The organism is Ruegeria sp. YTSA168, assembly GCF_059610045.1.
The window spans coordinates 48073-67695 of sequence record NZ_JBXWMW010000004.1 but is presented as its reverse complement, the minus strand read 5'-3'; the positions used below and the strand labels follow the sequence as shown (position 1 = coordinate 67695).

15 protein-coding genes are annotated in these 19623 nt (G+C 58.8%); 7 read left to right on the top strand and 8 right to left on the bottom strand.

All coding sequences use genetic code 11. The features are described 5' to 3' along the window. Positions 1–17: 17 nt before the first annotated feature. From AC2FFE_RS09590 to xdhA, 6 genes are all read right to left on the bottom strand, one after another. Positions 18–938 (bottom strand): ABC transporter permease, encoded by a 921-nt coding sequence (locus AC2FFE_RS09590; protein ID WP_480548726.1) that lies wholly within the window; start codon positions 936–938, stop codon positions 18–20. Next, positions 938–2020, bottom strand: a complete 1083-nt coding sequence (locus AC2FFE_RS09585; protein ID WP_496819148.1) for an ABC transporter permease — start codon at positions 2018–2020, stop codon at positions 938–940. Before AC2FFE_RS09585 ends, AC2FFE_RS09590 begins: the two co-directional genes overlap by 1 nt. Before the next feature lie 72 nt (positions 2021–2092). Beyond that, complete coding sequence (locus AC2FFE_RS09580; protein ID WP_496846504.1) at positions 2093–3610, bottom strand: ABC transporter ATP-binding protein; 1518 nt, start codon at positions 3608–3610, stop codon at positions 2093–2095. Further along, on the bottom strand, positions 3607–4554 hold the full coding sequence (xdhC, locus tag AC2FFE_RS09575; RefSeq protein WP_496846503.1) for a xanthine dehydrogenase accessory protein XdhC: 948 nt from the start codon (positions 4552–4554) through the stop codon (positions 3607–3609). The genes AC2FFE_RS09580 and xdhC overlap by 4 nt, the downstream gene beginning before the upstream one ends. Then, positions 4554–6956, bottom strand: coding sequence for a xanthine dehydrogenase molybdopterin binding subunit (gene xdhB / locus AC2FFE_RS09570; protein WP_496846502.1), 2403 nt, complete (start codon positions 6954–6956; stop codon positions 4554–4556). Before xdhB ends, xdhC begins: the two co-directional genes overlap by 1 nt. Then, positions 6953–8314, bottom strand: coding sequence for a xanthine dehydrogenase small subunit (xdhA, locus tag AC2FFE_RS09565; RefSeq protein ID WP_496819153.1), 1362 nt, complete (start codon positions 8312–8314; stop codon positions 6953–6955). The genes xdhB and xdhA overlap by 4 nt, the downstream gene beginning before the upstream one ends. A 344-nt stretch (positions 8315–8658) precedes the next feature. Between xdhA and dnaE the strand changes: the two genes are divergently transcribed. From dnaE to AC2FFE_RS09550, 3 genes are all read left to right on the top strand, one after another. Next, complete coding sequence (dnaE, locus tag AC2FFE_RS09560) at positions 8659–12159, top strand: DNA polymerase III subunit alpha (protein WP_496846501.1); 3501 nt, start codon at positions 8659–8661, stop codon at positions 12157–12159. Positions 12160–12242: 83 nt separating this feature from the next. Next, the gene (locus AC2FFE_RS09555; protein ID WP_496819155.1) at positions 12243–12455 is read left to right on the top strand and encodes a YMGG-like glycine zipper-containing protein; all 213 of its coding nucleotides are present in this window, start codon (positions 12243–12245) and stop codon (positions 12453–12455) included. A gap of 5 nt (positions 12456–12460) precedes the next feature. Continuing rightward, a complete protein-coding gene (locus AC2FFE_RS09550) occupies positions 12461–12829 on the top strand; it encodes a hypothetical protein (RefSeq protein WP_496846500.1) in 369 nt (122 codons plus the stop codon). A 4-nt stretch (positions 12830–12833) separates the two neighbouring features. On the opposite strand, the gene AC2FFE_RS09545 is transcribed toward AC2FFE_RS09550, so the two are convergent. Next, complete coding sequence (locus AC2FFE_RS09545; protein WP_496819157.1) at positions 12834–13028, bottom strand: SlyX family protein; 195 nt, start codon at positions 13026–13028, stop codon at positions 12834–12836. A gap of 125 nt (positions 13029–13153) precedes the next feature. On the opposite strand from AC2FFE_RS09545, the gene hisS reads away from it, so the two are divergent. Genes hisS through hisG form a run of 3 tightly spaced genes read left to right on the top strand, consistent with a single transcriptional unit; the run spans position 13154 to position 16419 of the window. Further along, on the top strand, positions 13154–14641 hold the full coding sequence (gene hisS, locus AC2FFE_RS09540) for a histidine--tRNA ligase (protein ID WP_496846499.1): 1488 nt from the start codon (positions 13154–13156) through the stop codon (positions 14639–14641). 3 nt (positions 14642–14644) lie between these two features. Beyond that, the gene (locus AC2FFE_RS09535; protein ID WP_496846498.1) at positions 14645–15733 is read left to right on the top strand and encodes an ATP phosphoribosyltransferase regulatory subunit; all 1089 of its coding nucleotides are present in this window, start codon (positions 14645–14647) and stop codon (positions 15731–15733) included. Next, complete coding sequence (gene hisG / locus AC2FFE_RS09530) at positions 15730–16419, top strand: ATP phosphoribosyltransferase (protein ID WP_496846497.1); 690 nt, start codon at positions 15730–15732, stop codon at positions 16417–16419. Before AC2FFE_RS09535 ends, hisG begins: the two co-directional genes overlap by 4 nt. On the opposite strand, the gene AC2FFE_RS09525 is transcribed toward hisG, so the two are convergent. Next, on the bottom strand, positions 16420–16851 hold the full coding sequence (locus AC2FFE_RS09525; protein ID WP_496819161.1) for a DUF1489 family protein: 432 nt from the start codon (positions 16849–16851) through the stop codon (positions 16420–16422). It abuts the gene before it with no gap. Between the two features lie 128 nt (positions 16852–16979). Here AC2FFE_RS09525 and AC2FFE_RS09520 point away from each other — a divergent pair, with 128 nt between their 5' ends. Continuing rightward, a complete protein-coding gene (locus tag AC2FFE_RS09520) occupies positions 16980–19262 on the top strand; it encodes an adenosylcobalamin-dependent ribonucleoside-diphosphate reductase (protein ID WP_496846496.1) in 2283 nt (760 codons plus the stop codon). Positions 19263–19623 lie beyond the last annotated feature (361 nt).

Genomic DNA, 19623 nt, shown 5'->3' with positions numbered 1-19623 from the left:
GTTGGTTCAGTTGGCCCCTAGTGTGAGGCATGGAATATTCGGCCCAGTGAGGCAGGTGCGCTGCTCTTGTCGGCCGAAAGGATCACAAGCACAAGGATCGTGATGATATAGGGCGACATTGCCAGATACTCGACAGGAATGGCAACGCCCGCTGCCTGCAAATTAAGCTGCAATACGGTGATGCCGCCAAACAAATAGGCACCCAGCAGTGCGCGCCATGGCTTCCAGCTGGCAAAGACCACAAGCGCCAGGGCGATCCAGCCAACACCGGCGGTCATGCCTTCGGTCCACTGCGGCACTCGGATCAGACTGATATAGGCGCCACCGAGACCCGCACAGGCACCCCCGAACAGAATCGCCAGAATGCGGATCTTTATGACCTTGTAGCCCAAGGCATGGGCTGCATCGTGGTTTTCACCCACTGCGCGCAGGATCAAACCCACGCGGGTGTATTTCAGCGTGGCCCAGACTGCCGCCGTCAGCGCGATGCCCACATAGAGGATTGGATCATGCTGGAACAGGATCGGGCCAATGACAGGAATATCGCTGAGTATTGGGATATGGATATCCCCCATGCTAGGCGGCTTGATGCCCACATAGCTTTGGCCCATCAACGCGCTGAAGCCGAGGCCAAACAAGGTTAGCGCCAGTCCGCTGGCCACCTGGTTGGCCAGCGCCACTTGCGTCAGCAAAACAAACAACAGGGATAGCACCGCACCTCCAATCGCTGCAGCGACAAAGCCCAGCCACGGAGAGCCGGTCTCGACCGATATCGCAAACCCGCTGATTGCACCAACGATCATCATGCCCTCGACACCGAGGTTCAGAACGCCTGCTTTCTCGACAACCAGCTCTCCTATTGCTGCCAGCAGTAGGGGGGTTGCGGCCACCATCAGCGAGGCGATCAGAAGGACGGGATTGATTTCACCAAGGTCCATTAGGCCACCTCGCTACGGGCCGCACGGATGCGGTAGTTTGTCAAAAGATCGAACGCCAGCAGGAAGAACAAAAGCATCCCCTGGAATACCTGTATGGCGGCGGCCGGCAGGCCCAGCTGAGACTGCGCGATTTCACCCCCAATGTAAGTCAGCGCCATCAGGCCTCCGGCCAGCAGAATGCCTACCGGGTGCAGGCGGCCAAGAAAGGCCACGATGATCGCGGTGAAGCCATAGCCGACGTTGAAGTCGATGCTGACCTGCCCAGAGGGGCCAGACACTTCGAACATCCCGGCCAACCCGGCCAGTGCGCCAGACATGCCAAGGCAGAACAGGATGAGACGGGCCGGGTTTACCCCTGCGAACTTCGCGGCGCGCGGTGCTTCGCCGGTAAGTCGAATGTGAAACCCCAGCATATGCCGGTTCAGCAGCACATAGGCGAAGATCACCGCAATAAAGGCCGCGACAACACCCCAATGCATTCCGGAACCTGCGATCAGCTCGGCATTATGCGCGCTGTCATAGGATTGCAGGTTACGCGACCCGGGAAAGCCGAACCCCTCGGGGTTTTTTAGCAAACCTAACGAGACCGAGGCCAGCATCTGCTCGGCCACATAGACCAGCATCAGTGACACGAGGATTTCATTCGTCCCGAAACGAACCTTCAGAAAGGCCGGGATCATCGCCCAGAGCCAGCCACCAAACGCCCCGGCAAGTACCATGATCGGAAAGATGTAGAACGCTTCCATCGGGTAGAAAGCCAACCCAGCCCCCGCCCCGAAAATGGCCCCCATTATGTACTGCCCCTCGGCCCCGATGTTCCAGATCCCCGCCCGGAACCCCAGCGACAGGCCGATGGCGATCAGCACCAAAGGCGCGCCTTTCACTAGCAACTGTGGACGGTAGTAGAATGCGAATTCACCAAACAGCGGTTCCCAGAAGATCGTGCCGATCGCTTCGACCGGGTTCTTTCCCAAAATGGCGAACAGGACACCTCCAAACACCATCGTCGCCACGACAGCCACCAGAGGGGTCGCATAAGACCACGCTTTGGACGGCTGCGGCCGTTTCTCCAACACAATCATCTGCCCATCCCCCTGCGCGTTCTCATTTGTTCTTTGTCTTTTTTATCAGTCTCGCCAAAGTCGGATATCGGATCACACATGGGCCACCTCCATGCCATGCGCGCCGCCCATCATCAGGCCAATCTCGTCGACCGTCAGGCCCGTGGTCTCGCGCGGGGCGCTCAGCCGGCCTTCGTTCAACGCGGCGAAACTGTCCGAGATTTCCATCAACTCATCCAGGTCTTGCGAGATACAAATGACGGCGGTTCCTTTGGCCGCCAGGTCCAAAATGGCTTGCCGGATCGACGCCGCAGCGGCCGCATCAACGCCCCATGTGGGCTGGTTCACCACCAGAACATCCGGGTTTTGCAGCACCTCACGACCAATTACGAATTTCTGCAGGTTTCCCCCTGACAGCGACCGCGCGGCGTTTTCGGGTCCCGGCGTGCGCACATCGAACGCGCTGATGATTTTCTCAGCAAAGCTCTTAGTATCGGCCCATTTCAGAAAACCGTTGTTCTCCAGCCCTTCCCTTACCGATCCCGTGAGCAGGGCGTTTTCCGTCAGGCTCATATCGGGTGCGGCGGCATGACCCAGCCGTTCCTCGGGCGCGGTCAGCACGCCCAGCTTGCGACGCGCGGTGGGGCCCAGCTTGCCAATCGGTTGGCCGTTGAACTTGATCGCATCAGCGGCGGTTTGGATTTCACCAGACAACACGCCCAGCAATTCATCCTGCCCGTTCCCAGCGACGCCACCGATCCCCAGAACCTCGCCTTTGCGGACGGTCATGTGGACGTTCTTCAGCGCGGTTCCGAATTCCGAAGGGGAAGGCACCGACAAACCGCTCACATCCAACGCGACCTCGCCAAATGCGCGGCCAGACCGTTCCGGGGTTTGCAAAGTTGATCCCACCATCATCTCGGCCATGTCACGGGCTGAAGTTTCAGACGGCACGCATTCTCCCACATTCTTACCCAAACGCAGGATTGTGGCGTGGTCGCACAGCGTGCGGATCTCTTCGAGCTTGTGCGAAATATAGAGGATTGAGGTGCCCTCAGACCGCAGCTTGTTTAGCGTCTCAAACAGGATTTCGACCTCTTGCGGGGTCAAAACCGAGGTCGGTTCGTCCATGATCAAAAGCTTGGGGTCTTGCAAAAGGCATCGAATGATTTCAACACGTTGACGCTCCCCCGCGGACAGGTCACCCACGGTGCGATAGGGGTCCAACGGCAACCCATAGGTTTCCGACACCTCGCGGATACGAGAGGCCAGATCACCCATCGCAGGCGGGTTCTCCATCCCCAGTGCGATGTTTTCGGCCACGTTCAGCGCATCGAACAGTGAGAAGTGCTGGAACACCATCGCAATCCCATCTGCCCGCGCCGCGCGGGGTTCCGCTGGGGCGAAAGGTTGGCCGCGCAGCATCATGGTGCCGCTGTCCGGCTTCACTAGCCCATAGATCATCTTGACCAGTGTGGATTTCCCAGCGCCGTTTTCGCCCAACAACGCGTGAACTTCGCCTTCACCGATGTCGAATGACACCTGATCATTGGCCACGACGCCGGGATAGGCCTTGGTCAGCCCTTGCAGGCTTAAAAGTGGAGTGGTCACGCGCTCAGGTCCTTCTTCAACTCAGTCTGTCGGGCCGGACGCAGAAGTTGCGCGGCGACGCCAACGGCGATGATTTGTGGGTGTTTGCCCAGAGCGGGATCGCCGATTGGACAGGTGATCCTGCTGATCTGTTCAGGCAAATGCCCAAGGGTTGCCAGACGCGACCGGAACCGTGCCCATTTCGTAGCTGAGCCGATCAGCCCCGCAAAGCGGAATTCGTGAGTAAGCAGCCGGTTGCACAGCTCTAAATCCAGATTGTGTGAATAAGTAAGCACTAGATGCTCGGCATTAAGCGGTGCATGGCGAACCAGCTCGGCTGGTTTGGCCGCTGGAACGGTGGTGACACCTGCTGGGATTGAAGTCGGGAAGCGCTCGGGTCCGGTGTCGACCCAGGTGATCGCGATTTCGGGCAGGGGGGACAGAACGTCAACCAGTGCTCGGCCTACATGGCCTGCGCCCCATATCCATAGGTGGCGGGTTGGCTTGTGAACCGGCTCGATCATCCAGTCGTCGATCAGTTGCGGTTCAGGGGCAATGCCCTGTCCACGCGCAGCTGCCAGCAGTCGTTTGATGGACAGCGGCATGGCGCCTTCGGATGCGGATCGCGCGATAACCGTGTCGTCGAGCGTATCAACCGCCTTAAGGTCATAGACCTCACTGAGAAGTGAAACCGCGCCACCACAGCATTGCCCCATGTCGGGGCCAAGTGCGTGATGGGTCAGGCGGCAAGCAGTGGTTTGATTTCGCGCGGCTTGGGCGGCCTGATATTCCAGTGCACCACCGCCTATTGTGCCGCTTTGCCCAACGCCGTTTTTCTCGGGCCAAACCAACATTGCGGCTCCGACCTCGCGTGGTGACGATCCCTTGATCGCAGCGATGACCACGCGGGTGACTTTCCCGTGGGTTTTGACCGCCTCCCTCAAAGCCTCAAGGTCAAATCCCATCAGATGCCTCCCTTCATCCTTTGGACGCCGCGCCAGACCTCTTCAGCTGTGGCAGGAGCGTTCAGCGCCGGGTAGCCATCGCCACAAGCTGCGACCGCGTTTGACAAGGCCAGCCATGCCGAGATGCCCAGCATGAAGGGCGGTTCCCCCACCGCTTTTGAGCGATAGATCGTGTCCTCTGGGTTCTCACCATCCCAAAGTGCTATGTTGAAGATATCAGGCCGGTCCGAGCAGGCGGGGATTTTGTAGGTGGAGGGCGCATGGGTGCGTAGATTGCCCTTGCCGTCCCAGACCAGTTCTTCGGTCGTCAGCCAGCCTGCGCCTTGCACATAACCGCCTTCAACCTGTCCGATGTCGAGCGCGGGGTTCAGCGACGCGCCCGCATCATGCAGGATATCCGTGCGCAGGATGCGGTTCTCACCAGTCAGCGTGTCGATGGCGACCTCTGTGACGGAGGCCCCGTAGGCGAAGTAATAAAATGGCCGACCTCGTCCCGCGATCCGATCCCATTCGATTTTGGGGGTTTTGTAGAACCCGGTGGCCGATAGGCTGATGCGACCCTGATAGGCCAGCGCGGCGGCTTCGGCGAATGTGTATCGCTCTGCACCGACCGACACATGGCCATCGGCGAAGACCACCGTCGACGGGTCGGTCTGATGGCGCTCTGCCAGATAATCGGCCATTCGATCAATGATGGTATCGCAGGCCGCTTTGACTGCCATACCGTTCAGGTCACTGCCCGAAGACGCCGCCGTGGCCGAGGTGTTGGGCACTTTGGCCGTATCGGTTGCGGTGATCTTGACCATCTCCAGCGGGATGCCAAAGCGCGACGCAGCGACCTGCGCGACTTTCTGGAACAGGCCCTGACCCATCTCGGTGCCGCCATGATTCAGGTGAACCGAGCCGTCCTGATACACATGCACCAACGCACCCGCCTGATTCAGATGGGTCAGCGTGAAGGAAATCCCGAACTTGACTGGCGAGAAGGCGATGCCCTTCTTGATCACACTGTTTTCGGTGTTCCATTTTTCGATGGCGGCTTTACGCGCGGCATAATCGCTGGATTTCAGCAAAGCTTCGGTCATGCCGTGCAGCTCGAAGTCGCTGACCTCCATGCCGTAGGGCGTCGTGTTGCCGTCTGCGGGCAGGGCGCGCACCGGGGCGTTGCCGGTTTCAACCGCGCCACGGCTGGTCAGGTCTTCATGCGGGTCGGGGTGGCCCAGCGGTTTCTCCGGTACTGGCGGGTCCGCCACGAGATGCGCCGGTTCATAGTAGTTCCGACGGCGCAGTTCGACCGGGTCCAGTCCCAACTCATGCGCGGCATGGTCCATCACCCGCTCGATGCCCACCATGCCCTGAGGTCCGCCAAACCCACGATAGGCGGTGGCGGATTGGGTGTTGGTTTTCAGACGATGGCTCTCTATCCGAGCATTGGGCAGCAGGTAGGCGTTGTCCGAATGCAGCATCGCACGGTCGGCGACGGGCAGCGACAAATCCTGCGCCCAGCCGCAGATGACATAGTGATGGAATGAGACGCCTTGAACATGGCCGTTCTCATCAAACCCGGCCTTGTAGGCAATGCGGAAGGCGTGGCGCTTGCCAGTTATGGTCATATCATCATCGCGGTCATAGCGCATCTTGCAGGCTTTACCGGTGGCGCAGGCAGCGATGGCACAGGCCACGGCCAGGGCGTTGCCCTGACTTTCCTTGCCGCCGAAGCCGCCGCCCATCCGGCGGGTTTCGACCCGAACGGCATGCATGGGAACGCCCAGAGCATCGGCCACCTTGTGCTGAATCTCGGTTGGATGCTGGGTGGAACTGTGGACCAGCATATCCGCACCTTCATTCGGAACGGCCAGTGCGGCCTGACCTTCGAGGTAGAAGTGCTCTTGTCCGCCCAGTTCAAACGTCCCCTCGATCACATGAGTTGCGCTTGCAATAGCTGCGTCCGCATCCCCCTTAGCATAAATGCGCGGGCCATCTTCGAACCGGCTGTCGGCGGCCAGCGCCTCTTCGACCGTCAGGATCGGGGTGTCTTCGGCATAATTGATCTTGCCTAGACGCGCGGCTTTGCGGGCGGCCAAATGGCTTGTAGCGATGACAAGAAACACGGGCTGACCGATGTAGTGCACCGTGCCATCCGACAACAGTGGCTCATCATGGATCGAGGGCGAGACATCGTTGGCAAAAGGTAGATCCTCCGCCGTCATCACTTGCACCACGCCATCCGCAGCTTTCACCGCCGATAGGTCCATTGCGGTGATCGTGCCTTTGGCAATCGGGCTCAGACCAAAAGCCAGATGGAGCGTACCCCTTGGCGCTGGGATGTCATCCACATAGCGCGCGGCACCTGCCACATGCAGCGGGGCAGCGTCGTGGGGGAGGGGTTTGGTCACGCTCATGCCGTCACCTTCAGCACGTCGGTCACTTCGCCCAGATCTTCTAGGAAATACCGTTCCAGCATCGCTTTGGCGGTCTCCAGTCGGTAGGTCGCCGAGGCGCGCATGTCCGTAAGTGGTGAATAATCTTCGGCAAACGCGGGCAGCGCGGCGTCAATCACCTCGCGCAACCAAGGTTTGCCGATGAGTGCCGCCTCTACATGGGTTGCTCGTTTCGGAGTGCCAGCCATGCCACCAAACGCGATGCGCGCTTGTGTAACCGTGCCCTCTGAAACGGTGACATTGAAACACCCGCACACGGCCGAGATATCCTGATCGAACCGTTTGCTGAGCTTGTAAGCCTTCAGTCGATCCGCCTGACGCGGGAAACTGACGGCCTCGACAAATTCGCCGGGAGCGCGGTCTTGTTTGCCGTAGTCGATGAAGAAATCTTCCAAAGGAAGGGACCTGCGGGCGCCGCCTTTGCGAAGGTGCAAAGTTGCATCCAAAGCAATCAGCGCGGGTGGGTTGTCCCCGATAGGAGAGCCGTTCGCGATGTTGCCGCCGACGGTGGCCGCATGGCGCACCTGAATGCTGGCATAGCGGCGGATCATCTCGGCGTAGGCGGGGTGCAGATCGGCCAGCGCCTCGCCCATGCGGTTCATATCGACCATGGCCCCGAAGCGGATTTCGTCATCTGCAATGGTGATCTGTTTCAGGTCGTCGCAGCGGCTGAGGAAAATCACCGGGTCGAGATCGCGCAACTGCTTGGTGACCCACAAGCCGACATCAGTCGCCCCGGCGACAAGCGTGGCGTCCGGGTGTTCCGCGTAAGCCACTGCCAGTTCGTCGCATGAGCCCGGTAATATCGGGGAAGGGGCTGGCGTCTCGATCGGTTTGTCTTTCACCCAGACAGGTACAGGCCGAACTTCAGCCGCTTTTGCTGCGCGGACAATGGGTGCATAGCCCGTGCAACGGCACAGGTTCCCAGCAAGCTGGGTGTCATGATCAGTTACGCCATTCGTATGGCCAGCAACCATCGACATGACAAAGCCGGGTGTGCAAAAGCCGCATTGCGAACCGTGCAGATCAACCATGGTCTGTTGAACGGGATGCACCTCACCATTCGGGCCATTGGCCCCTTCGACGGTGCGGACGGCTTTGCCGTGCAATTGGGGCAGGAAGAGGATGCAGGAATTGAGCGCCTTGTGACCATCTGCGTCCGTCACCATGACGGTGCAGGCGCCGCAGTCGCCTTCGTTGCAGCCTTCTTTGGTGCCGGTCAGGCCGCGATCCTCGCGCAGCCAGTCCAGCAGGGTGGCTGTCGGATTGATGTCCGTCAGCTCCACTGTCTCTCCGTTCAGAAGAAACGTGATATTCATTCGAGAAACCCGTCGCCTTACCCTGTTGCGCCCTTCGGTGCCCTCCTTCGATGCGACGTAGAAAGAGTGGCGGGCGGATAGCTTGCCGTGTGATGTTAGAAACAGCATGGCTTATCTGGCAAGAAAAACTGCCTACATAATACACTATTGAACATCCGCAGCTTACGTGTGTTGCACCTATCTGCAGAATAGTTGCTTGTAATGAAAGCAATTTTTCGTCGTGCCGCCCGAGGAGTTCCGAAGCACCTTCTGAAAAAGCCGAATAATAGCTGTTGATTATTTAGGCGTTTCGACGCTGCGGTTCCGGCTTTTGCCGCCTGTCCGGCTGAGGTAGCTTAGGTGACATGAGCAGTACTCCCCGATTCATTCACCTCCGTGTTCACACTGAATATTCCCTACTGGAAGGCGCCGTACGGCTGAAAAAGCTGCCGGGGCTTTGCGAGAAGGCAGAGATGCCCGCAGTTGCGGTGACGGATACCAATTCCATGTTCTCGGCTTTGGAGTTCTCGGTCACGGCCAGCGGGTCGGGCATACAGCCAATCATGGGATGTCAGGTCGATCTGACCTATGTGCAGGCGCAGCCTGGGGAAAAGCCCAAGGCGCCTGCGCCGCTGGTTTTGTTGGCACAGTCGGAGGTCGGGTATGAGAACCTGATGAAGCTAAGCTCGTGCCTTTATGTGGACAAGGGCGGGCAGCTGCCGCAGGTCACGCTAGACGAACTTGCGGATCGCTCGGAGGGTTTGATCTGCCTAAGCGGGGGGCCAGAAGGCCCTGTGGGTCTTTTGCTGCAGCAAGGTCAGCGCCCAGCGGCTGAGGTTCTGGTGGATCGGTTGGCGGGGATGTTCCCGGACCGTCTTTATATTGAATTGCAGCGCCATCCCGGCGAGGACGGTCAGCCCGAGGCCGAGCGCCTGACCGAGCGCGGCCATGTCGAGATGGCTTATGCCAAGAACCTGCCGCTTGTTGCCACCAACGACGTCTACTTCCCGACCTCGGACATGTATGAGGCGCATGACGCGCTGATCTGTATTGCCGAGGGTGCCTATGTCGATCAACAGGAAGGCCGTCGCCGCCTGACTGCGCAGCATTATTTTAAGTCGCAGCAAGAGATGGCGACTCTGTTCGCCGATTTACCTGAGGCCATCGAAAACACGGTCGAGATCGCCAAGCGCTGTGCCTTCATGGCCTATCGTCGTGATCCGATCTTGCCGAAATTTGCTGATGATGAGGTCGCCGAATTGCGCCGTATCGCGAATGAGGGGCTGCAAAAACGGTTGGCTGTGATCCCTCATGCGGTAACGCCCGAGGAATATCAGGAACGGCTGGATTTTGAGCTTGGGATCATCGAAGGCATGGGGTTCCCCGGCTATTTTCTGATCGTTGCGGACTTTATCCAATGGGCCAAGGATCACGATATTCCGGTGGGGCCGGGGCGGGGCTCGGGCGCGGGCTCGCTCGTGGCTTATGCGCTGACGATTACCGATCTTGACCCGCTGCGCTATTCACTGCTGTTCGAACGGTTCCTGAACCCCGAACGGGTTTCGATGCCGGATTTCGATATCGACTTCTGCATGGACCGCCGCGAAGAGGTGATCCGCTACGTGCAGCAGAAATACGGGCGCGACAAGGTGGGGCAGATCATCACCTTTGGTGCGTTGCTGTCGAAAGCTGCTGTGCGCGATATCGGGCGGGTGCTGCAGATGCCGTATGGTCAGGTCGACCGGCTGTCCAAGATGATCCCGGTCGAAGGTGTCAAACCGGTATCCATCGAAAAGGCGCTGAAAGATGAACCGCGCCTGCGCGAAGAAGCGCGCAGCGAAGAGGTCGTGGATCGCCTGCTGACTTACGGCCAGCAGGTCGAAGGGCTTTTACGCAACGCCTCGACCCACGCGGCGGGGGTGGTGATCGGAGACCGGCCGCTGGACGCGCTGGTGCCGCTGTATCAGGACCCGCGATCCGATATGCCCGCGACCCAGTTCAATATGAAATGGGTGGAACAGGCCGGGCTGGTAAAGTTCGACTTTCTGGGTTTGAAAACCCTGACCGTGATCCAGAACGCGATGGATTTGATCTTCAAGTCTGGGCGAGACTTGCACATCGCCCCGGATGGTACAGAGTTGTATGAACCAGCGGAAGGAGCCGTTAACCAGATTAACGCGATCCCGCTGGATGACGAGGCGACATACAAGCTCTATTCCGCAGCCAAGACGGTGGCAGTGTTCCAGGTGGAATCTTCGGGCATGATGGACGCGCTGAAGCGAATGAAGCCCGACTGTATCGAGGACATCATCGCCCTTGTCGCGCTCTACCGTCCCGGCCCGATGGAGAACATCCCCAAGTTCTGCGAGGTCAAGAACAAGCTCAGCGAACGGGACACGCTGCACCCTTCGATTGATCATATCCTGGACGAAACCCAAGGCATCATCGTCTACCAGGAACAGGTGATGCAGATCGCGCAGGAAATGGCAGGCTATAGCCTTGGTGGGGCAGATCTGTTGCGCCGCGCGATGGGCAAGAAAATTCAAGAGGCGATGGACGCCGAACGGCCCAAATTCCTGAAAGGTGCCGCCGAGAATAATGTGGATGAGGCCAAGGCGACCGAGGTCTGGAACCTTCTGGACAAGTTCGCCAATTATGGTTTCAACAAATCCCATGCGGCGGCCTATGCGGTGGTCAGCTATCAGACAGGTTGGCTGAAGGCGAACCACCCGGTTGAGTTCATGGCAGGGGTCATGAACTGCGACATCCATCTGACCGACAAGCTGGCTGTCTACTTCGAAGAGGTCCGTAAGGGGTTGGAACTGCCTTATGTGCCGCCCTGCGTGAACCGTTCTCAGGCAACTTTCGATGTTGTGGACGGGCATCTGGTGTATGCGTTGGGCGCGTTGAAAAACGTGGGCGTTGAGGCGATGAACCTGGTGGTCGAAGGACGAGGCGGGAAACCGTTCGTGAACCTGTTCGATTTTGCCCGGCGGGTCGATCTGAAACGGGTCGGCAAGCGACCGCTTGAAATGCTGGCGCGAGCTGGGGCCTTCGATGAGCTCGACAAAAACCGTCGCCGCGTGTTCGAAAGTCTCGACCCGCTGGTGCAATATTCAGCCGCAATTCATGAACAGAAAAACTCGAACCAGGTGTCGCTGTTTGGTGAAGCGGGCGATGACCTGCCCGAACCGCGCCTGTCGCCAACGCCGGATTGGTTGCCTGCGGAACGTTTGAGTGAGGAGTTCAAGGCGATCGGCTTCTATCTCTCGGGGCACCCGCTGGATGACTATATGCCAGCTTTGAAACGCAAGCAGGTACTGACCTTGGATGAGGTGATGGAAAAAGCACGCTCGGGGCCGTTGATTGCTAAAATGGCGGGTGTTGTCGCCGGACGTCAGGAAAGGAAATCTGCGCGCGGCAATCGCTTTGCGTTTGCTCAGCTCTCCGATCCGACCGGAGCCTATGAGGTCACGCTGTTCTCAGACACTCTGGAGAAGTGTCGCGAGTTCCTTGAAACCGGGGCGCAAGTGGTGCTGACAGCCGAAGCGACGATGGAGGCTGATCAGTTGAAGCTGCTGGGCAGGTCTGTTGGACCCGTGGATTCTGTCGTGGCCGATGCTGGTGCAACCGGGTTGCGTATCTTTGTGGATCAGCCTCAGGTGCTGCCCACTGTGGCCAAAGTGTTGGATGACGCGGCCAGCGCTGCCAAGGGCGCCGCACGCGGGCCTATTCAACTATGCCTGATGGATCCCGGCCTTCCGGGCGAAGTTGAGATGGATTTGGGGCAGGTTTTTCCGATTAACCCGCAGATCAAAGGCGCGATCAAGTCGCTGGAAGGCGTCATGTCGGTCGAGGAGTTCTAACCCCGGCTTTTGTTGCCAGACCAGACCCGCCCCGCTAGGCTGATTTGCAGATTGGTTCTGGAATTACGCAGGAGGGTTTCCTTATGAAGATATCGGCTGTGATGATACGATCCCTTGCACTAGCGGCTGTGGCGTCCCTTGCGCTGGCGTCGGCTGGGATGGCGGACGACAAGAAGAAAAAGAACACCATCGAAGGCGCCTTGATCGGCGCTGGGGTCGGCGCGCTGCTGGGCGATGGCAAGGGTGCGGCTATTGGTGGCGTGGCCGGGGCCTTCATCGGACATAACTGGAAATGAGTGTGATGCGTGTGAACACCTTGAAACCCGTATTGGCCTGCTTTTGCATGGCTCTGCCAGGTCTGGCCCATGCTGACGAAGCAGCTGAACAGATGGTGCAGGATGCGCTGCCGCTCATGTATCACACCTGCGCCACGGTGGTGGAAGAGGCTGATGGCGATGAGACGTTTATCTACGGGGTCGTCGAAAAGATGACAGCGCTGTCGATCTACAACCGTCAGATCGACATCACTGAGCATGCGGGCTCAGACGAAGACAAAGCTCAGCTGCGTGAGACGTTCATCGCCGCTTTGAGAGCGGGCTGCGCCGAGGATAAAGACGCGCTACTGGGCGGGGTCGTGGACGACGCCGTCAGATCGACGCTGGGCCTTTGATGTATCAATAATGCGGCGGGCGTTCGTCTCCAAAGACAACCCCGCCGGACCCTTCCTGCGCACGTTCGGCCTCGCGCTGTAACAGCATCTCAACACGCCGGGTCAGGCGGTCGATCTCGCTCTGCTGGCTTGTGACGACCGAGTTTAACTCTTCCACCGTGCGGGTCAGATGGGCGATCTGTTCTTCCAGATGCTGCATTGGGTTCTCCTTACAGGCGTCTCATAGCGACCCTGTGACGCCCTGGCCAGAGAAACCCCGCCTTGCCCCGAAACAGACCATGGGATAGACCGCGCGCGGAACACTATGCCCCAAGGACGCCCCACATGGCCAAGCCCAAGAAACAGCCCCGCCCCAAGGCCGTAACGCCAAAAGGGTTCCGTGACTATTTCGGCAAGGAAGTCACGCAGCGTACCGAGATGCTGCGGACGATTGCGGGCGTGTATCATCGTTACGGGTTCGACGCCTTGGAAAGCAGTGCGGTTGAGACAGTAGAAGCGCTGGGCAAGTTCCTGCCTGACGTGGATCGCCCGAACGAGGGCGTCTTCGCTTGGCAGGAGTTTGACGAAGGTGGTAATGGCGACTGGATGGCCTTGCGCTATGACCTGACCGCGCCTCTGGCACGTGTCTATGCGCAGCACCGCAACGACCTGTCGACGCCGTACCGACGTTACGCGATGGGGCCGGTCTGGCGGAACGAGAAGCCTGGGCCGGGACGGTATCGTCAGTTTTATCAGTGTGATGCGGATACAGTTGGCACGGCGTCGATGGCTGCGGATGCCGAGATCTGCGCGATGCTGTCGGATGCGCTGGAAACCGTCGGCATTCCGCGCGGTGACTATCTGGTACGCGTGAACAATCGCAAAGTCCTGAACGGTGTGCTGGAGGCGATGGGATTGGGCGAAGATGCTGCCGCCCGCGACAATGTCCTGCGCACCATCGACAAGTTCGACAAGGTGGGAGAGGCCGGTGTCCGCGAGCTGCTGACCAAAGGGCGTCTGGATGCCTCTGGTGCGTTCATTGATGGTGTCGGTCTCAGCGAAGATCAGGCCGAGCCGGTCATTGCCTTCCTGACGTCCAAAGCTGGTGATACGGCCGGTACGCTGGCCAACTTGCGTGCCGCCGTGGGCGACAGCAAGATCGGCGCCGACGGCATTATAGAACTGGAGCAGATCGGTGCGCTGCTGGATGCAGGCGGCTATGGGTCTGACCGGATTGAGATCGACCCATCGGTTGTGCGTGGTCTCGGCTACTACACCGGTCCGGTTTACGAGGCAGAACTAACCTTCGAGATTTTCGACGAGAAAGGCCGCAAGCGACAGTTTGGGTCTGTTGCTGGCGGAGGGCGCTATGACGATCTGGTCAAGCGATTCACCGGGCAGGAAGTGCCTGCGACCGGCATCTCCATCGGCGTTGATCGCCTGCTGGCCGCCCTGCGCGAAAAAGGTCGCCTGAGCGCACAAGCCACAGGTCCGGTGGTCGTCACAGTCATGGACCGTGATCGCATGGCTGATTATCAGGCGATGGTGGCCGAACTGCGCAATGCGGGTATCCGGGCTGAAGTTTATCTGGGCAACCCAAAGAATTTCGGCAATCAACTGAAATATGCGGACAAGCGGAACTCTCCGATAGCAGTGATCGAAGGCGGTGACGAAAAGGCCAACGGGATCGTTCAGATCAAGGACCTGAACCTGGGCGCCAAGATTGCCGAAAGCGCTACGCTTGAGGAATGGAAGGAACGACCCAGCCAGTTTGAAGTGCCGCGCAATGATCTGGTCGCCAAAGTGCGTGAAATTCTGGACAGTCAGGACTGACCCATGCCCAACCGTTCCCAGATACAGGCCCGCGCCGCGATGATGCGTGTCCGTTTTGAGGCTGCGGGCGCTCAGGTGGTGGATACGCCTTTGTTGCAGCCGGCAGACACGTTGCTGGACCTCTATGGCGAGGATATTCGCGGCCGCGCTTACATCACTTCGGATGCTTTGCGGGGCGAGCAGATGTTGCGCCCGGACTTTACCTTGCCGGTGGTGCAAATGCACATGCGCGACGGGGCCGAGCCTGCGCGCTATACCTATTCGGGCGAAGTGTTCCGCAGGCAGGAGCATGACCCGGACCGATCTAACGAATACATTCAGGTCGGCTATGAGGTGTTTGACCGCGACGATCCGGCCGGGGCGGATGCCGAAGTGTTCTCGCTTATCGCTTTGCAATTGCGCGGGCTGCCTCTGCGCGCGGCGACTGGGGATATTGGAATTCTGATCGCCGCTGTCGAAGGGTTGCGCACAACAGACCGCCGAAAGGCCGCGTTGATGCGCCATCTGTGGCGGCCACGCCGGTTCCGGGTGCTGCTGGATCGGTATGCGGGTCGCAAGCGTGGGCCCGAAGGGCGCGATGCGCTGTTGGACTCTGCTGACCCGATGGCATTTGATTTTCCGATGATCGGAAAACGGCGCGCGCCCGAGATTGCCGAACGGATCGAAGCCCTGCGCGAGGATCGTGATGCGCCGCCGATTTCTGACAATGAATTGGTTGGGCTGGAAACTCTGCTGAATGTGCGCGAGACGATGCCCTTTGCGCTGGAACAGCTGCGGGATGTGGCGGTCGATCTGCCGCAAATCACCTCGGCGCTGGACCGACTTGAAGCGCGGGTTGCTGCGTTGCAGGCGCGCGGCGTGGATGTCGAGCGGTTGGATTTTGAGGCGTCCTATGGCCGGACCTCGATGGAGTATTACGATGGGTTTGTTTTTGGCTTCTATGCCGAGGGCCGACCCGATCTGCCGCCGATTGCCACGGGCGGGCGCTATGATGCGCTGACACGGCAATTGGGTGACGGGTCTGAAATCCCCGCAATTGGCGGCGTGATCCGACCCGACCTGATGCTGGAAATCGAGGAGGCCGCGCAATGACTGTAAAGCTGGGCGTACCCTCGAAGGGCCGGTTGATGGACAAGACATTTTCGTGGTTCGAAAAGCGCGGCATTACCCTGTCACGCAGCGGATCGGATCGGGAATATGCGGGAACGGTTGACGGGGTAGATGGAGTGTCGTTGATCCTGCTCTCGGCCGGAGAAATCCCGCGCGAACTGGCCTCTGGCCGTATTCATCTGGGCGTGACCGGCAACGATCTGGTGCAGGAAAAGCTACCGCGCTGGGAACAGCAGGTTGCCGAGATTTCAGCGCTGGGCTTTGGTCGGGCGGACCTGATTATTGCGACCCCGGCGTGCTGGGTCGATGTGGATACGTTGGACGATCTGGATGCAGCGGCCGCCGCATTCCGCAAGGTGCATGGCCACCGGTTGCGGATCGCCACCAAATTTCACCGGCTGGTGCGCGAGTTTCTGACAGATGCGGGTGTTGCGGATTACACTCTGGTCGACAGCCAGGGCGCGACCGAAGGTACGGTGATGAACGAAACTGCCGAGGCAATTGCCGATATAACGTCTACCGGAGAAACACTGCGAGCCAACCACCTTAAGGTTCTGTCAGATGGGCTGATCCTGCAATCGCAGGCCACATTGTGGCGCAGTCGAGTGGCTTCGCTTGATACGGCAGACAAAGCGGTTCTGACTGAATTGCTGGAGCGGTTGCAGTAGCTACAGAACGCCGATTTCAGCCAGTGCGCGGTTCAGATCATCTGGCAGGGCGTCTTCCAGCGCGCGGTTCTTTGGCAGGTCGGCGGGTGTATCTTCGGGTTTGAGATAGCGCCACCCCTGAAACGGGCGTTTCAGTGCGTTTTGGGTGCGATGTACCTCGGGGTCCAGCACTATGGCGCAGCGTCGGATACCATCCTCGCCGCGCACCTCGTCCAGCCGAAGGATGCGCTGGCGGCATTGGACGATACCCTTGATGACCCAGTAGATGGATCCGCCATTCAGGATTTCGGCTTCGCGCTTGGGCCACATGCGGGTGACATGGCGCGGGCAGCCATCCTCATACAGCGGTTTGCGACTGTCCTGCCACGCCTGCAACGTGTCCACGCTGTCTGACCCGACTGAAAGTTTGATGAGGTTGATGTATTTATCCACAGCTTTCCCACAGAGTCGTCCCGAGGCTTGTCCTTATATTGTAGCTTGCTGAGTGTTGTCATCAAGGTGTTGTGGCAGCGGTGTGATTTAGGGTAGTGTTTACGTCTCTTTCAGATAGGGAATCACCAATGAGCCGCTTTGCTGCCCCCATCGCCGAGCAAATCTGGGATATGAAATACCGTTTCAAACAAGCGGATGGCACGCCCATCGACCAGACCGTTGAAGACAGTTGGCGGCGCATCGCCCGCGATCTGGCGCGGGTGGAAAAAGACCCGGCGCAGTGGGAAAGCAAGTTCTACGATGCGTTGGAGGATTTCAAATATCTGCCCGCCGGTCGCATCACCGCAGGCGCAGGCACCGCGCGTCAGGTAACCCTGTTCAACTGTTTCGTCATGGGCACGATCCCGGACAGCATGGGTGGTATCTTCGACATGCTACGGGAGGCGGCCCTGACCATGCAGCAGGGTGGGGGGATCGGCTATGATTTCTCGACCATTCGTCCCCGCGGCGCGGATGTGCATGGGGTGGCTGCGGATGCCTCTGGCCCGCTTTCATTCATGGATGTTTGGGATGCCATGTGCCGGACCATCATGTCCGCAGGCTCACGCCGTGGGGCGATGATGGCCACCATGCGGTGTGATCACCCGGATATTGAACACTTCATCACCGCCAAATCTGACCCCGCGCGCTTGCGCATGTTCAACATGTCCGTTCTGGTGACTGATCCCTTCATGGAAGCCGTCAAGGCCGATGGCCCGTGGGAGTTGGTGTTCGATGGGAAGGTCTATCATACTGTGCAGGCGCGTGATCTGTGGAACAAGATCATGCAGGCCACATATGACTATGCCGAGCCCGGCGTCATTTTTATAGACAGGATCAATCAGGCCAATAACCTAAGCTACGTCGAAACCATCGCGGCCACCAATCCTTGTGGCGAACAGCCCTTGCCGCCGTATGGGGCTTGCCTGCTGGGTTCGATCAATCTGGCCCGATTGGTGGCGGAGCCGTTTGAGGACGCAGCGCATCTGGACGAAGCCGCGCTACAGGAGCTTGTAGCGACCGCTGTCCGCATGATGGACAACGTAGTGGATGCATCGAAATTCCCTCTGGTCGAACAAGAGGCCGAAGCGCGGGATAAACGCCGCATCGGATTGGGCGTCACCGGGCTGGCCGATGCGCTTCTGATGTTGGGGCTGCGCTATGGGTCCGACGAGGCGGCGCGCCAGACCGAGCGCTGGCTGCACGCCATCGCCCGCGCCGCGTATCTGGCGTCGGTCGACTTGGCGAAGGAGAAAGGGGCGTTCCCCTTGTTTGACGCCGAGAAATATCTGGCCAGTGGCACGATGCAGCAGATGGATGAAGACGTACGTGAGGCGATCCGCGAACATGGTATCCGTAACGCGCTGCTGACCTCGATCGCACCGACGGGGACGATTTCTCTTTACGCTGGCAACGTGTCGTCAGGGATCGAACCGGTCTTTGCCTATGCCTACACCCGCAAGGTGCTGCAGAAAGATGGTTCGCGCACCGAGGAAGAAGTGGTCGACTACGCCGTCCAGATGTGGCGCGACAAGTTTGGTGATGCGGAGTTGCCGGACTATTTTGTCAATGCCCAGACATTGCCGCCCTCCGACCATGTCAAGGTGCAGGCGGCGGCGCAGAAATGGATCGACAGTTCGATTTCCAAGACGATCAACTGCCCCGAAGATATCAGCTTTGACGCGTTCAAGGACGTCTATATGCAGGCTTGGGATCAGGGTTGCAAAGGCTGTACCACCTATCGGCCCAACGACGTAACTGGGTCAGTTCTGACCGTTTCCGAAAGCCAAGACACTGCACCGGGTGAAAGCGCCAGTGCACCACATGAGATGGACGGCGGCGATGTGATCTACATGTCCGAACCGTTGGACCGCCCGCAATCTCTGGAAGGGTCGACCTACAAGCTGAAATGGCCTGACAGCGAACACGCGATCTATCTGACGATTAACGACATCGTAATTGGCGGCCGGCGCCGCCCCTTCGAGGTGTTCATCAACTCGAAGAATATGGAGCACTATGCCTGGACACTGGCACTGACCCGAATGATCTCAGCAGTGTTCCGCCGGGGTGGGGATGTGTCATTCGTTGTGGAAGAGTTAAAGGCCGTCTTCGATCCGCGCGGCGGCGCTTGGGTGAGAGGCAAGTATATCCCTTCGATTTTGGCCGCCATTGGCGGTGTCATCGAACAGCACATGATCAACATCGGCTTTCTGGAAGGCGAGGGGATGGGCCTGAAATCCGACCCCCAGGCGCAGGTCGTCAATATGGACGCCCCACGCAGCAAAGCCTGCCCTTCATGCGGGCAGTATGACATGGTGATGATTGAGGGCTGCATGACCTGCAGGAGTTGCGGGCATTCCAAATGTGGTTAGCCACATGATGATGTAGCTTTTTGTGGTGTGAAATGACCTATAGTTTGCCCATTTCGTTCTAGCTTGGGCCCATTATCTACACATAGCTTGTACATTGAGCGGCTTCACAACGATTCTTTCGGGGGAAGCCGTCTCTATTTTGAGTATGGGGTTTAGGGGGGGTCCTGAAAGTCATGCTTTGGTCACACCCGAAGCAGCAATAACCATTTGTGATGTTCGATATAATTGATTTAAATCAGGGTATTAAAGCCGTTCACCAGGTGGCACAGCCTTAATGACTACATCGAAAAAGTGTTCCGCAGGAACATCGAGCGCCCGCGCTATGATCACCAATTCAGGCACATCAAACCGTTCTTGCGCC